Raw genomic sequence first — 13,783 nt, 5'->3', positions numbered from 1 at the left:
CTGCCCGGATGGCGGAGATCGGCATTCGCCGATTTCCGCCCGACTCGAGACGCTCCAACCGTGCCCCCTCCTACAACATCATTGTAATGATACCCATTCCCATTTAGACTGCCCGTTCATTATTTGGTCACAGACTCTGGGGGCGTGATCATGTCCGGGGCGATACAGGACTCCCTGTCCGTAGAAACGTTATACAGCGAATACCACGGCTGGTTGCACCAGGTGTTGCGGCGCCGGCTGGGCAATACCGATGATGCCGCCGACCTCGCGCACGACGCCTTTATTCGTCTACTCACCAAACCCCGATACCTGAACCAGTACACCGCCCGCGCCTACCTGAGCCGGATGGCACGGGGACTGTGTGTGGACTTGTGGCGACGCCGCGAAATCGAGCAGGCCTGGCTGGATACGCTGGCCAGCCATCCCGAGCAGGAAGCCCCCTCCGCCGAGCAACAGACCGCCGCCATGGAAGCCCTGATCGAAGTGGATGCCATGTTGCGACGCCTGCCCGAGCCCGTGGCCGACGCCTTCCTTCAATCCATGGTGCATGGCCTTACCGGCCGTGAAATCGCCCAACTGCTGAATGTCTCAGAACGCACCGTGCGCAACTATCTTTCCAAAGCCATGCTGGCCTGCCTGCGCCTGCAGGCGCGACTGGAAGGGCATATCCTTGGCGACGCTCCCGCAGAGACGATTGGCAATGCTGAGAAACGTATCTCGTGATGACAGACCACGCCCACATTGACCATCAGGTACTCAGTGATGCCGCCGACTGGTTCGCCCTGCTGCGTTCCGGCGATGCCAGCCCCAAGGACAACCAGCGCTGGCTGACCTGGCTGAAACAGCACCCGGACCACGTTTTGGGCTGGCAGCTGGTAGAGCGGATCGAACAGCAATTCAGTGCCGCCACCGGCAACCACCCCGATCACACCGAAGCCACCCTGCAACAGGCCAGAACCAACCGGGTGCAACGGCGCACCATGATCAAGGGCATGGGCGCGGCACTCGGCACGCTGGGACTGGGCTGGTTCAGCTGGCAACAGACATCGCTGCCACAAATCGCCGCAGCCTGGCAGGCGCAGTACCGCACCGGCACGGGCGACATTCAGCATTGGACGCTGGCTGACGGCACCCAGCTCTGGCTCAACACCGACTCCGCCGTGGACACTTTCATGGAAGGCCCGCTGCGTCAGATCCAGTTGATCCGTGGTGAGATTCTGATCCAGACGGGGGCAGACACCCGCCCGCTCGTGGTCTACACCCCGCAGGGAGAACTGCGCCCTCTGGGTACCCGTTTTTCTGTTCGCCAGGACGGCCGTGACACCTTCCTGTCGGTGTACGAAGGCGCTGTGGAAATCACCACCCGGCACCAGCAGCGCACCGTCGTAAAGCGGTTTGAACAGACCCGTTTCCGCCAGGGCCACATCGCCCCGCTGGAACCTGCGCGCCTGAGCCAGCAAGCCTGGCACAAGAAAAGGATCATCGCCGAAGACATCCGTCTGGCCGACCTGATTGATACATTGGGGCGTTACCAACACGGCCATATCCAGCTATCACCCCAGGTGGCCGATCTGCGCGTCTTTGGCGGCTTCCCGCTGGACAACCCCGAGCAGGCACTGGGCATGCTGGAGAACGCTCTCCCCATCCGCATCGACCAGCCCCTGCCGTGGTGGACCCGCATCGAACCCGCCACGCCCTAGGGCGGACATGGGCGCGAGCCCATCTCCGCCAGCGATGCCAAGATGACGGATGAGATCGGCATTCGCCCATTGCCACCCTGCCGCTACCACCGGCCACTCGCTCAACGGCACAAAAAACTGAAAAAAATTTTCCGCTTTTAGCCGCCTTGTTCGATATGTCAGTTAAACCCCGTCAAAAGGATGCGCCGGGGACATCCCATACTGACAAGAGGAGATACCGTGAAACGCTTTCAACGTACCCCTGCCGCCATGCGCGCCCTGACACTGAGTCTGGCCATGGGCCTGAGTGTGCCGCTGGCTCTGCCGCTGGCCGCCCATGCCGAAGAATCTGCTGGCGCGCAGCAATACAATATTCCGGCCGGTCCGCTGAACACCGTCCTCACCCAATTCTCCAGCGCCTCCGGCGTACTGATCGCTGGCGACATGCAACTGGCCGCTGGCAAACAAAGCCCCGGCTTGCAAGGCAGCTATACGCCAGAAGAAGCCCTTACCCGTCTGCTCTCCGGCACCGGTATGACCGCCAGCCGCCAGAGCGATGGTTCCTTTGCCCTGCGTGGTGCAGACGACAACGCCGCCAATGTCCTGGACCCGGTTAACGTGACCGTCACCCAGCAAAGTCCGCAAGACATCGTCGATTACGATTATTCCGACATCACCCGCCTGCAGCCCCAGGACACCAAAGACCTGTTCCGTAACGAAGCGTCTGTATCTGTGGGTGGCTCCATCCCCATTAACGAGAAAGTCTACGTACGTGGCGTGGAAGAAACCGCCCTGCTGGTGACTGTGGATGGCGCGCGCCAGAACAACAAGATCTTTCACCACAACGCCACCACGTTGATTGATCCTTCGCTGTTGAAATCTGTCAGCGCCTCTGCCGGTGTCGCCGCTGCCGACGACGGCCCTGGCGCACTGGGCGGTGCCCTGAAATATGAAACCGTCGACGTGGCTGACATGCTCGCCCCTGGCGATAACCTCGGGGGATTTCTGCATGGACGCTACGCGACCAACGGGGATGTATTGACCACCGCAGGCTCCCTGTTTGGCCGCAGCAATGGTTTTGAAGCACTGGGTTACGTGAAGCAGGTCGACGGTGACAACTACGAAGACGGCAATGGCGACGAAGTGCTCTATACCGAGCCAGCCCTGGTCAGTGGTTTGGCCAAACTGGCCTACGAAAACGAAGACATGGGCCGCATCGAATTGAGCCACGAACAGGTCAATGACGATTCCGAACGCCCCTATCGCGCCAACTTTTCCGGTCTCACCGCAGGGCGTCCAGTGCCGGATTCGCGCAACTACGACCTGACCCGCCAGAACACCGTGCTGGGGTACAGCCGTCTCACCGGCAGTGGTTTCTGGAATCCGGAGGTCACCGTTGCCAACAATGAAACCGAGCTGAAAACCAGCGAGAACCCGCTGGCCGCACCGACCACCACTGTGGTCTATACCGGCATCACCGAAAGCACCTCGGCTACGGCCAAGAACACCTTCCACACCGGTTTCGTGGATATCACCGCCGGTCTGGACTACTACGATGACAGTGCGGTGTTCCAGTTTGCCGGCGACCCGGATCTGGAAGAAAGCGCCGAAAACACCGGTGCCTTTGTGCAGTTCCGTCAGAATCTGTTCCAGCGCCTGGACCTCTCTTATGGCCTGCGCTATGACCAGCAAGACTTCACCGGCACCGACGACTCCAAACACGACGACGAAGGCACCAGCTCCAATGTGTTCGCCGAATTCCACTTCAACGAGCACTTTGCTATTAATGCCGGCTATGCCGATGTCTGGGGCGGTACCGCTCTTGCCGAAAACTTCATCCTCAACGGCGCCTGGGTTTACGGCGACATGATGCCGGTGAAGGCCCACAACCACACCGTCGGCTTCAAGGCCAACTGGAACGGTTTCTTCGCCGAAGCCAACCAGTTCGAAACTGGCATTCGTGATGCCCGGGTACCCACCTGGGGCGGCGGCCCGGATCTGTACTCCGATTTCGACATCGACGGCTTTGATGCCACCCTCGGCTACCGTGCTCCGCTCGGTCGCCTGGCAGTGACCTATGCCGACATCGATTCAAAAATGGACGATGAGTATGCCACCTCCTACGACGGCAACTACTTTACCGTCCCGCTGGGAGAGCAGGTTGCCATTAGCGGTGAGTTGAACTGGCCGAACACCCAGTGGGCACTGGGCCTGACCGCCGAAATCGCCCTGGAGAACGACGACCTTGAATCCCGGGGCCTCGGAGAGAAGCAGGACAGCTACACCGTGGTGGACGTGTACGTGAACTACACCCCCATTGACGCCCTGTCCCTGCGCCTGTCCGTGGACAACGTGAACAATGAGGAATACACCGAGCGTGCCAGCTACGGCCAGGAGTTCCCCACCGTGGAAACCCTGCTCGAACCCGGCCGCTCCATCAACATGGATGTGCGCTATAACTTCTGATGCCACCCTGATCAGACTGACCACGAAGGCAGCCCACGGGCTGCCTTCTGCGTTAAGCGGGGCCGACTCGACACAACGGGAACGCAATACAAGAGCAACATGGCCGTTACGTCGATCACTGGCACGCAATCAGGTCATCGCAGCGTCGCCCTGCACCTGCCACAAACCATCGACGGGACATGTCAATCTATCGGTCATAAGAAACTATAAAAAATATCAGGATTGGCTTCACCTTTTGCCCCTCTCGTTCGTCTATCTAATACGAGGGTAAGAAAACAAGAGGCCCAAACCCGATACACCCTCGGGCAAGCTCCTTTGACAAGCAACGCCCCGGCCACCCGGTCGGGGCGGTTTTTTATTGGTTATGAATACGAGGTCATCCCGCAGGGTATGAAAGAAGGTTTCCGACAAAGCATGGCCTGGCTGCACACCTGGACCGGACTGGTGGTGGGCTGGGTGCTGTTTTTCATGTTTGTGACCGGCACCGCCGGGTATTTCCACTACGAAATCACCCGCTGGATGGAACCGGAGCGTCCATTAGTGGAAGCGCTGCCCACCGCCGAGCGCGCGCAGATGATCTCGCTGGCCCTCGACCAGCTGGAACAGCGGGCACCCAACGCCGCGAACTGGGACATTACCCTGCCTCACTATTCCCCCCTCAGTCGCGGCTGGCAGGACTTCTCGATTCGCTGGGAGGATCTGCCCGAGCCCGGCCATGACCACGGCGCGCGGGGCAATGCCACCCTCAACCCGCTCACCGGCGAACATCTTGAAAGCACCCCGGTGCGGGCCACCGGCGGCGGCGAACTGCTCTATGAAATGCACTATCGCCTGCACTACATGGACCTGCTGCTGGCCTATTATCTGGTAGGCATCTGCACCCTGCTGATGTTCATGGCCATCATCACCGGGGTCATTACCCACAAAAAGATTTTCAAGGACTTCTTCACCTTCCGCCCCGGCAAAGGGCAACGCAGCTGGCTGGACGCACACAACGTGATCAGCGTGATGGCCCTGCCGTTCTTCATCATGATCACCTACTCCGGGCTGGTGTTCTTCGACACCACCTACATGCCCACCAGCATGGCTGTGCTGTACGGCCCGGACCGGGAAAGCCGCGATCAGTATTTCGATGATTTGTATGCCCAGAACCACGACCACCAGGCCGCACGCCGCCCGCAAGCGCCACTCAGCGAGATGCTGGCCAGTGCCGATGCCGCCTGGGGCGAAGGGCAGGTCAAATCCCTGCTGATCCAGCAAGACACCGGCGAAGCCCCCCGGGTAGAAATCAGCCGGATTGATGTGAACGAACTCCGCTGGTACGACGGCGAAAAACAGGTCTTTAACGCCGACACGGGCGAGGCATTGCCAAGCGCCCCCTACGGCACGCCCACCTCGCGTACCCGCCAGGTGATTACCGCCTTGCACGAAGGCCGCTTTGCCGGCCCCTGGCTGCGCTGGCTGTACTTTGCGGCAGGCCTGCTCGGCTGCGCCATGATCGCCACCGGCCTGGTGCTGTGGACGGTCAAACGCCGCAAGCAACACGAACTCCCCGGCACCGGCAGCATTAACATGCGCCTTATCGAAGCCCTCAACGTGGCGACCATCGCCGGCTTGCCACTCGGGGTCGCCGGCTACTTCTGGGCCAACCGCCTACTGCCGGTAGACATTGCCGAGCGCGCCAACTGGGAAGCCAATGTGCTGTTCCTGTTATGGGGCGAGGCCTTCCTCTATGCCTGCTTCCGCGACATCCGCAAAGCCTGGGTGGAAATTCTCTGGCTGGCCGCAGCCGCCTTTGCATTGATACCGCTACTCAACCTGCTCACCACCGACAAGCACCTGGGCCTCACCTTGCCCGCCGGAGAATGGGTGCTGGCCGGTTTTGATCTGAGCATGCTCGGTCTGGGTATCGCCTTCGGCTGGATGGCCATCAAGGTACGCCGCCGCTGGCTCGCCAATGAACGCAAGGCCAACCCGACGACACACCCGGCCCGGATGGAGAAATCCGCATGACCGCCCTGCTCCGCCGAGCCTTTACCGACAGTGCCCGCTACCGTTGGGCGGTATTTTCCCGGGTGCTGGCCGCATTTGTGGGCGGCTACGTGCTGTCCTCCCTGCTGTCTCTGTTGCTGGCACTGCTCTGGCCAATCCCCCAGGCCGAAGCCATTGGCGCCAGCACCATGCTCAGCTTTATCTTCTACGCGCTGATTATCATCTGGGCCTTCAATACCCGGCGGCTTCGCACGGTTTGGCTGGGCATCCTGCTCAGCAGTGTGCTGTGCCTTGCCCTGGTCTGGTGGCTGATGCCCGGAGGTGGCGTATGACCCTGTTGAATCTCGCGCTCTTACTGTGCGCCTTCGCCGGCTTTGTGGCACTGGCACTGGCCATGCCCAAGCACAGTAAACACCTGCTGCGGCGCAACTTGTCTCCGACTGCGGCCCGTCTGGCACGCTTGCTGGGTTGGGGGCTACTGGCCGTCGCCCTGAGCCTGGCCATTGTGCAATGGCGTTTCAGCATTGGTTCTGTCACCTGGTTCGGCTGGCTGTCCCTGGCCGGTGTCGCTCTGGTCTTTGCCCTGCCCCGCTGGCCCTGGCAACCGGTCAAACCCCAGCGCCCGGCGCGAAAAAACGCCGCCGGTAAAACGCGCATTCCCGTGGCCGCCGACCCGGTCCCGGCCGGCCCGGCAAAAATCGCCGTGGCCCTGACCGTCATTGCCCTGCCGCTAACCGTATTCGCCTGGCAACTGGCCGGCACCGGCCAGAAGCCGCTGCTGCGAGACGATGCCTTAAGCGGCGAGATCGGCCCCTGGACCTTCGTGATCGCAGAAAAAGAGCAGGCAGCACCGGACATTCTTGCCCTGGACGTGCCCCTGAAACAGTTCATGATCCGCTTCTGCGAGCGCTGCCAGGGCGAGATCCGCCAGGCCTTTCTCAAGGTACGCGAGCCTCGCAGCACTACCGCTGCTGGCAATGCCTTCTTTGGCCGCGGCGAAGAAAAGACCGTACAGATCCCCATCCCTGTGGCTGCCACCCTGGCCGATAGCCTGTGGCTAACGGTGGAAGGCAACGACGGCACTTTTCACCATCAGCCACTCGCCATCGAACGTCTGTCGCCAAGCCTGGCCACCTTTATCAAGGAGCGACCATGAAATTCGTCCCGCGGTTTTCCGCCCTGATTGTCACCCTGCTGCTGTGCGGTCAGGCGATCGCCCACACCCCGGTATGCCGCTGTGAACTCACCGGCACAGACATTACCTGCACCGGCCAATTCCATGACGGCAGCGCCGCCAATGGCATCGCCATGACCGTGCTGGACTACGACAACACCATCCTGGTGAACGACAAACTGGACAAGCAATCGCGCCTGCAATTCCCCCTGCCGAAGCAGCCCTTCTACATCATCATGGATGCCGGCCCAGGTGAAATGTTCGAAGTGGACTGGAAGGACGTCAAAGGCCTGGCGCCTTCGACCTATCCGTAACCCATAGTTTCAGAACACGCCTAAGCCGGGGTCCAGCACAGAACGAAAATTTTCCTTGAAACCGTTATCGGGTTGCGCGACCATCAATCGATAATGATTATCAACAATAACAACATCTCCGGTTATTGCCGGTGTCGACCCTCAGGAGAGCCACATGGAAAAGTGGAAGTTTGATACCCAGGCAGGCAACGCGGCCTTTGGCCAGGGCCACTACGACACCGCTGAGCGCCATTACCTGAGCGCCTGCGAACGGGCCAACACCCTGCTCCAGCACTGGCTGGACCCAGAAGAAATCGTTGCCGCCCTGGTCGTCGGCTACCAGAACCTGGCAGATCTGTACCGCCTTCAAGGCCATCACCATGGCGCCCTTGCCGCGCTACAAAAAGCTCACTCCAGCCTCACCCATGCCTTGGCGCAACCCAATCTAAGCCAGGAACGGCAGCAGGCCCTGACGCGGGGCAAAGGCCAGACCCGGCTGGAAATCATGCATACGCTGCACCGGTTAGGCCTGAGCACCCGGCATGTCAGCCAGGTACTCACGAACCAGCAAGAACATTCCCCAACGCTGCAATAGCAGGCCGGACTGGCAGCTTTCCCGCATGCTGGGGCACGATTCACCCGAAAAAGAGGATGGGTTGAAAGGGGCCTGGGACGCCCCTAACTCGTGGAGGTCGCCTACCAAGTCTTCTATCGCTGAGCGCCATCGACGGCAAGGAACCCGCCGTTCATTTTTCCAATGCGTTGCCACCCGTGACATTTCTTTTCATTCTCACAGAGGCAAGCAACAAAATTATCGACGTAATGAAAGGATAAAAGACACTATCAAGAATCCTCCCAAAGGGAGCGGGGATCGCTTCTGCCAGAGCACTTAATGACGCATCCGAGTCTAACACCAAGCTCAAAATTGCTGGAATGGAACGCTCATAGGGTATCAACCCAATACCCATCGAACACGCAGCAACTATCCCCACCCACCGCCAGCCAGTTTTCCCTCGAGAAAACCAAACGAAACCCCAAAAGAGCGCAATGGTAAGAAAAATATATCCTTCAATCGTATACAAGGTACTGGGATACAGGGTTTTTACACCATGAACCAACAGCAGCATAAAGAGGCAAAAAACACACCATATAGCGTTCAAAAACGTTAAAGCCACCCTTCTCTTCCTTAATCAGGGACACGCATAAATTGAATCAGCCATAACCATAATTTACCACCCAGCCCTCCCACTTTCGCTCCGTGTTTTGGGGCAGGACACCTGCCAATTCATAGGCTTCCCCGGTTAAGCCTAACTGTGATTGGCGAACACGAAGCGCATTCCCGAATCTGCCCTACTTACCGCTCAATGCTGTACCAGCCACTGGCCACACAAAGCGACAAGATCACCGTTTTCCCGGAAGCACGGAAAGATTCGCGAGCGTGTTTGGTGCTATTCTGGCGCTCCACAAGAACGAGAAAATGATTGAGTGAGCATGCAACTACTCACTGGCTTTAGTCTGGGCTGCCTTGCGGTTGTGTTTCTGGTGGTCCTGCGCGACTTCAGACACCTGCTGGTCGGCAAGGTCTTTCTTTGGGTGCTGATCGCCGCCGCCGCCTTCCTGCTGAGCCGTGTTGCAGAACCCGAATTCCAGTGGCTGCTGGGCGACGTGATGACAACCTTGCCTGCCGCATTCTGGTTGTTGTGCTTGCTTGCCTTTTCCCCCAAGCCCGAAGCAAAAGCGCACCGGGCCTGGGTAGCCCTGGCCCTGTACAGTTTTATTCCTCCAGCCTTGAGCCGGCCCTTCGGTGCGGCGGATCCTGACGCGGCCTGGTGGCTACACGGGCTGGGGTTCAAGATTCCCCAGTTCGCCGAGTACATTCTGATTCTCAGTGGCTTGTGGATCACCGCGATACACTGGCGCAATGATCTGGTCGAAGGCAGACGAAAACTGCGGATCGCCCTGCTGGTGTCCGTCGGGGCGACCCTGCTGTGCGTAACCGTGTCCCTCAATCACGGGCTGGATACCAGCCACCTGGTGGCCGGAATGGTCGGCGTTGCAACCCTGCTGGTCGGCTTTCTGTTGCTCAAAGGACAGGAAGGCGTGCTGCTGGATCTGCAGAAAGCGCCTCCGGTCTCTGCCAGCAGCGATGTTGAGGTTCTGCCAGGCACTGCCGAAGCAGAAAACCACACACAAGACGAAACCGATGAGATCGCAGCCCAGCTCAAACAGATCATGGAACAGGAACACTTCTATCGCACCGAGAAGCTGACCCTGAAAAAGCTGGCCGACCGGATGTCTCTTCCCGAATATCGGGTGCGAGCCATCATCAACGGGACCTTCAACTATCGTAACTTCAACGACTACGTGAACCAGATGCGCATTGAAGAAGCCTGCGATCGACTGGTCAGCGAACCGGCCACACCGATTCAGAACATCGCGCTGGATATCGGCTACCGCACGCTGAGCTCGTTCAACCGGGCCTTCAAGGAGCTCACACAGCAGACCCCAACCGAATATCGTCAGTCCCGCCAACAAGCGTGACCGCGTATTGCCCCTGCCCCCTTTGCCAGCACCCCAACCGTAAAGAAAGCGCCACCGGCCGACGACTAACCCTCACGTCACAAACCTGAAGGTTGGTTCTTCGCCGATTCCCGGGAAAACCCGCTCAATCCTCCCCCCTTTCCGTAGTCGCTCCGCTCACCCTTCGGGCCACCCTGCGGGCGTTCCTTCGCTACGCTCGGTGACGGCGCGATAGCTGCTGATACAGATTTACCGCAGGGCACACAGCGAAGGAACGCCAGACAAGGCGGGGAGCCCAGCGAGTAACCGGCACTGCTACGGAATGGTCTTTGTTTTGAGCCATTTCCATCAATCCGCAACAAACCTTAATTTTCCAATAAAAACATACAGTTAAAGGATTTGCTCAGTGATTTTTTAACTTTTGCATGGTGCCTGTCACGTATTGCACAGCGCTTTTCGGGTTTGCACAGCACTTCTCTTTGAGGCTGTCTCCCCGCGTTCTATAGGTTGTTTCTCCTAGTACAAAAGTCTTAGCGCCACCCTGGGCGCTCAGGCTGGAACAATAACAAGTCGGGAGAGAACCACCATGATAAAGATCCGGATGAGCCGCAAAGCATTGCCGGCACTGGCGGCTGGCATGTTGTCCAGCTCACTGATGCTGTCAGGCTGTGTCGAAGTAAACGATGGTGACGAGATCACCCACACTCAGAGCAGTGACAGTACCGGTAACTCAGGCACCGTCGAAAGCTGTGACGCTGGCGCCAGCACCTCAGGCTTCGCCTTTCCCTGTGACGCTATCTTTGTGGCCCCAGATGCCCAGAGTGGCGACGATATTACCGAAGCACTGCTGGTTGCCCTCTTCGAGGTACAGGAAAACGCCGTCGTGGTCCTCCCCCGAGGGGAATTTACGGTCTCTGAAACCATCACCGTCACCAGTGCCAGCGGCGTGGTCTTAACTGGCTACGGCATCAAAGAGACCAAGCTGGATTTCAGCAATTCCACCGGTGATGACTCCATCCGCTTTGAAGGTGGTACCAACCTGACCATCCGTGATTTTGGCGTGTATGAATCCAACAAAAACGCCATCAAGGTGACCAACGCCAGTGGTGTGCATTTCGCTTACACCGCCACCGTCTGGGAAGGGCCGCTGGAATCGGATAATGGCGCCTATGGCCTGTATCCGCTGCAGTCGCAGAATGTCCTGCTGGAAAACAACTATGCCGCTGGCTCTGCGGATGCAGGTATTTATGTCGGCCAGTCCAGAGATGTGGTCATCCGTGACAATGTTGCCGTACGCAATGTGGCCGGCATCGAAGTGGAAAACACCCTCAATGCCGATGTGTATAACAACATGGCCACCGGGAACACCGCTGGCATTCTGGTATTTGACCTGCCAGGCCTGACTAATGCCTATGGTGGCAACGTCCGTGTCTTCAATAACACCGCCTACGCCAACAATGCTCCCAATGTCGGGGCCGGCGCGGTAGCCATTGCGCCTCCGGGCACCGGTATCCTGGTTTTCGCCACCAGTGATGTGGAAATTTATAACAACGACATCACCGATAATGAAACCACCGCGATCGCTATCGCCAGCTATTTGCTGGCTGACGACGACCTGGCCAACTACCCCAGCAAGTACGGGCAAGCCATGACCAATGGCTGGACCCCACTGGTCCGCAACGTCTATGCGCACAACAACTTCATTGCCCGTAACAGCACCAACCCGCAAGGCACGCTGTTGATGGATATCATCAACGGCTATACCTCCCCGTATAACGCCAGCGGCATGGCCCAGGTGTTCCCCGCCATTCTCTATGATGGTGTGGGTGAACTGCTCGCCAACGCCGGGCAACTGGCAGCGTTCCAGGACTTCATTCCTGCAGGCTCACAAGCTGAGGCAGACGGCGTGAGCTATCAGCCCTACGGCCAGGAAGACCAGATCTGTGCCAACAATAATGTCAACGGCAACCCGGCCACCACCTACGACGACGTCAACACCGGCCAGGTTTTCGGCACCGATCCCCTGGATCCCAACAACTGGAATGCGGGTTTCACTGCCCCCGTTCCGAGCTTGCTGATCGAGCCCATGATCGGCTCCTCTCTCCTGAACTGCGCGCACAATCGCCTGCCCCCTGCCACCGTCAGCATCAACGGTGTGGCTTACGGCTGTACTGGTGATGATCTTTCTGAAGCGGCTTGCGCACTTTAATCCCGCTGGCGTGTGCATGAGGCGAACAGACGTTCGCCTCTGATCAGCCACACCATGCGCAACGAGAATTGATTGAGTGAGTGGTTACCATGAGCAACTCAAAATTTAGCAACCCAGCACGCAAAGCCCTGGTCTTTGCAATAGCGGTGTCTGCTCTCGCAGCCTGTGATGTCGACATCGGTAAAGACGGGCTCACCATTAATAAAGATGACGACGTCACCTATGTGCCCGGCACGCCTTCTGAACCGACCGAAAGCGCCGAATGCGGGGGCACCCGTTCAGGTGTGAACTGGGGCGCCCTGCTGAGCGAGAACTGCCCCAAACTATCGGACTACAACTTGTTCGTAGACAGTGCCGACCCGACCCGGAACCCGAACACCGGCGGCATTCCCTATGACCTATCGACCCCGCTGTTCACAGACTACGCGAGCAAATACCGGTTTGTGTTCATTCCTGAAGGGGAAAAAGCCACCTACAGTGGACACGAAGCCTTCGATTTCCCCGTGGGCACCGTGTTGGTGAAAACCTTTGCCATGCCGGCGGACACCGCCAACCGTGGCGAGAACGAAACCATCATCGAAACCCGCCTGCTGATTCACCGTGACAACGGTTGGGTCGCACGCCCGTATTACTGGGACTCGGAAGCGGATGCGTCTCTGGCCATCGCTGGCAAAAGCGTCGAGAACATGACCACGCAGCATAACGGTCAGACACTGACATTCACCTATGCGGTGCCCAAAGCCTCGTCCTGTACCTCCTGTCACTCGGTGGTACCGCTGCTGCAAGGCTCAGAGGATCAGCGTCAACCGATCTTCAAACCCATCGGTCCAAAGGCCCGGTACCTGAACAAAGACTTCGACTATGAAGGCTACAACAGGAACCAGCTGGCTTACTGGGAAGAACAGGGTGTGTTGGAGGGTTTGCCTGAATCCATGAGCGAGGTGTCACAAGCGCCGCTCTTCAGCAACGCCCAGGACCCCGCACTGCTGGCGCCGGAAGCCCTGCATGATGCCGCCAAGGCCTATCTGGACATCAACTGTGCCCACTGTCACCGCTCCGAACTGACCCTGCCTGAGCCCCTGTACGCAGGCCCGGCCGGCAGCAGTGGTTTGCAGATGGAATACAACCGCGAATACGCAGATGACCCGACCCGATTCGGCGCCTGCAAGATTCCGGTTGCCGGTGGCAGCCCGGATTACCCCCTGGGCGATGTAGTCCCCGGCGCAGCGGAGGAGTCCTACCTGTTGTTCCGCATGAACACCACCGACCCACGACACAAGATGCCGGAACTGGGCCGCAGTGTGATCCATCAAGAAGGCGTTGCCCTGATCCGTGAGTGGATCAATCAACTGCCGGATGCGGCTTGTTCACCCTGATTAACAAGGATGAGGACGCGCGCTGCGCGTCCTTTTGATTTTCAGTCACTGAGTGATCCGGAAGCAGCATGGGA

12 protein-coding genes are annotated in these 13,783 nt (G+C 58.7%); 11 read left to right on the top strand and 1 reads right to left on the bottom strand.

Annotated features, from left to right (window positions below):
* The first annotated feature begins 150 nt into the window (after positions 1-150).
* The 8 genes from A15D_RS00675 (at position 151) to A15D_RS00640 (ending at position 8,199) form a co-directional block, all read left to right on the top strand.
* Positions 151-723 carry a sigma-70 family RNA polymerase sigma factor gene (locus A15D_RS00675; protein WP_102790361.1) on the top strand — a complete coding sequence of 191 codons (573 nt, stop codon included), beginning with the start codon at positions 151-153 and terminating at the stop codon, positions 721-723.
* Entirely contained in the window at positions 723-1,700 is a 978-nt protein-coding gene (locus A15D_RS00670) for a FecR domain-containing protein (protein ID WP_102790360.1), read from the top strand. Before A15D_RS00675 ends, A15D_RS00670 begins: the two co-directional genes overlap by 1 nt.
* 219 nt (positions 1,701-1,919) lie before the next feature.
* Entirely contained in the window at positions 1,920-4,145 is a 2,226-nt protein-coding gene (locus A15D_RS00665) for a TonB-dependent receptor (RefSeq protein ID WP_233191989.1), read from the top strand.
* 315 nt (positions 4,146-4,460) lie between these two features.
* The gene (locus A15D_RS00660) at positions 4,461-6,158 is read left to right on the top strand and encodes a PepSY domain-containing protein (RefSeq protein ID WP_199175718.1); all 1,698 of its coding nucleotides are present in this window, start codon (positions 4,461-4,463) and stop codon (positions 6,156-6,158) included.
* Entirely contained in the window at positions 6,155-6,469 is a 315-nt protein-coding gene (locus tag A15D_RS00655; RefSeq protein WP_102790359.1) for an iron transporter, read from the top strand. The genes A15D_RS00660 and A15D_RS00655 overlap by 4 nt, the downstream gene beginning before the upstream one ends.
* Entirely contained in the window at positions 6,466-7,293 is an 828-nt protein-coding gene (locus A15D_RS00650; protein WP_102790358.1) for a DUF3325 domain-containing protein, read from the top strand. Before A15D_RS00655 ends, A15D_RS00650 begins: the two co-directional genes overlap by 4 nt.
* Positions 7,290-7,625, top strand: coding sequence for a hypothetical protein (locus tag A15D_RS00645; RefSeq protein ID WP_102790357.1), 336 nt, complete (start codon positions 7,290-7,292; stop codon positions 7,623-7,625). The genes A15D_RS00650 and A15D_RS00645 overlap by 4 nt, the downstream gene beginning before the upstream one ends.
* 154 nt (positions 7,626-7,779) lie before the next feature.
* Positions 7,780-8,199: a hypothetical protein gene (locus A15D_RS00640; protein WP_102790356.1), complete on the top strand. Its 420-nt coding sequence runs from the start codon at positions 7,780-7,782 to the stop codon at positions 8,197-8,199.
* Between the two features lie 151 nt (positions 8,200-8,350).
* Here the strand turns inward: A15D_RS00640 and A15D_RS00635 are convergent, their stop codons facing one another.
* On the bottom strand, positions 8,351-8,779 hold the full coding sequence (locus A15D_RS00635) for a hypothetical protein (protein ID WP_102790355.1): 429 nt from the start codon (positions 8,777-8,779) through the stop codon (positions 8,351-8,353).
* Between the two features lie 316 nt (positions 8,780-9,095).
* On the opposite strand from A15D_RS00635, the gene A15D_RS00630 reads away from it, so the two are divergent.
* The 3 genes from A15D_RS00630 (at position 9,096) to A15D_RS00620 (ending at position 13,709) form a co-directional block, all read left to right on the top strand.
* Positions 9,096-10,145: an AraC family transcriptional regulator gene (locus A15D_RS00630; protein ID WP_102790354.1), complete on the top strand. Its 1,050-nt coding sequence runs from the start codon at positions 9,096-9,098 to the stop codon at positions 10,143-10,145.
* A gap of 565 nt (positions 10,146-10,710) precedes the next feature.
* Positions 10,711-12,333 carry a parallel beta-helix domain-containing protein gene (locus A15D_RS00625; RefSeq protein ID WP_199175716.1) on the top strand — a complete coding sequence of 541 codons (1,623 nt, stop codon included), beginning with the start codon at positions 10,711-10,713 and terminating at the stop codon, positions 12,331-12,333.
* An 89-nt stretch (positions 12,334-12,422) separates the two neighbouring features.
* A complete protein-coding gene (locus A15D_RS00620; protein ID WP_102790352.1) occupies positions 12,423-13,709 on the top strand; it encodes an SO2930 family diheme c-type cytochrome in 1,287 nt (428 codons plus the stop codon).
* Positions 13,710-13,783: the final 74 nt, after the last annotated feature.

Origin of the sequence: Alcanivorax sp. MD8A, assembly GCF_002888555.1 — a bacterium.
In the GTDB taxonomy this organism is placed as follows: Bacteria; Pseudomonadota; Gammaproteobacteria; order Pseudomonadales; family Alcanivoracaceae; genus Alcanivorax.
The sequence above is the reverse complement of the archived record's forward strand: the minus strand, read 5'-3'. Positions and strand labels throughout refer to the sequence as shown.

Coding starts and splice junctions, on each gene's coding strand:
- A15D_RS00675 (WP_102790361.1), top strand. CDS start 151: ATGTCCGGGGCGATACAGGACTCCCTGTCCGTAGAAACGTTATACAGC.
- A15D_RS00640 (WP_102790356.1), top strand. CDS start 7,780: ATGGAAAAGTGGAAGTTTGATACCCAGGCAGGCAACGCGGCCTTTGGC.
- A15D_RS00630 (WP_102790354.1), top strand. CDS start 9,096: ATGCAACTACTCACTGGCTTTAGTCTGGGCTGCCTTGCGGTTGTGTTT.
- A15D_RS00620 (WP_102790352.1), top strand. CDS start 12,423: ATGAGCAACTCAAAATTTAGCAACCCAGCACGCAAAGCCCTGGTCTTT.
- A15D_RS00655 (WP_102790359.1), top strand. CDS start 6,155: ATGACCGCCCTGCTCCGCCGAGCCTTTACCGACAGTGCCCGCTACCGT.
- A15D_RS00670 (WP_102790360.1), top strand. CDS start 723: ATGACAGACCACGCCCACATTGACCATCAGGTACTCAGTGATGCCGCC.
- A15D_RS00650 (WP_102790358.1), top strand. CDS start 6,466: ATGACCCTGTTGAATCTCGCGCTCTTACTGTGCGCCTTCGCCGGCTTT.
- A15D_RS00625 (WP_199175716.1), top strand. CDS start 10,711: ATGATAAAGATCCGGATGAGCCGCAAAGCATTGCCGGCACTGGCGGCT.
- A15D_RS00645 (WP_102790357.1), top strand. CDS start 7,290: ATGAAATTCGTCCCGCGGTTTTCCGCCCTGATTGTCACCCTGCTGCTG.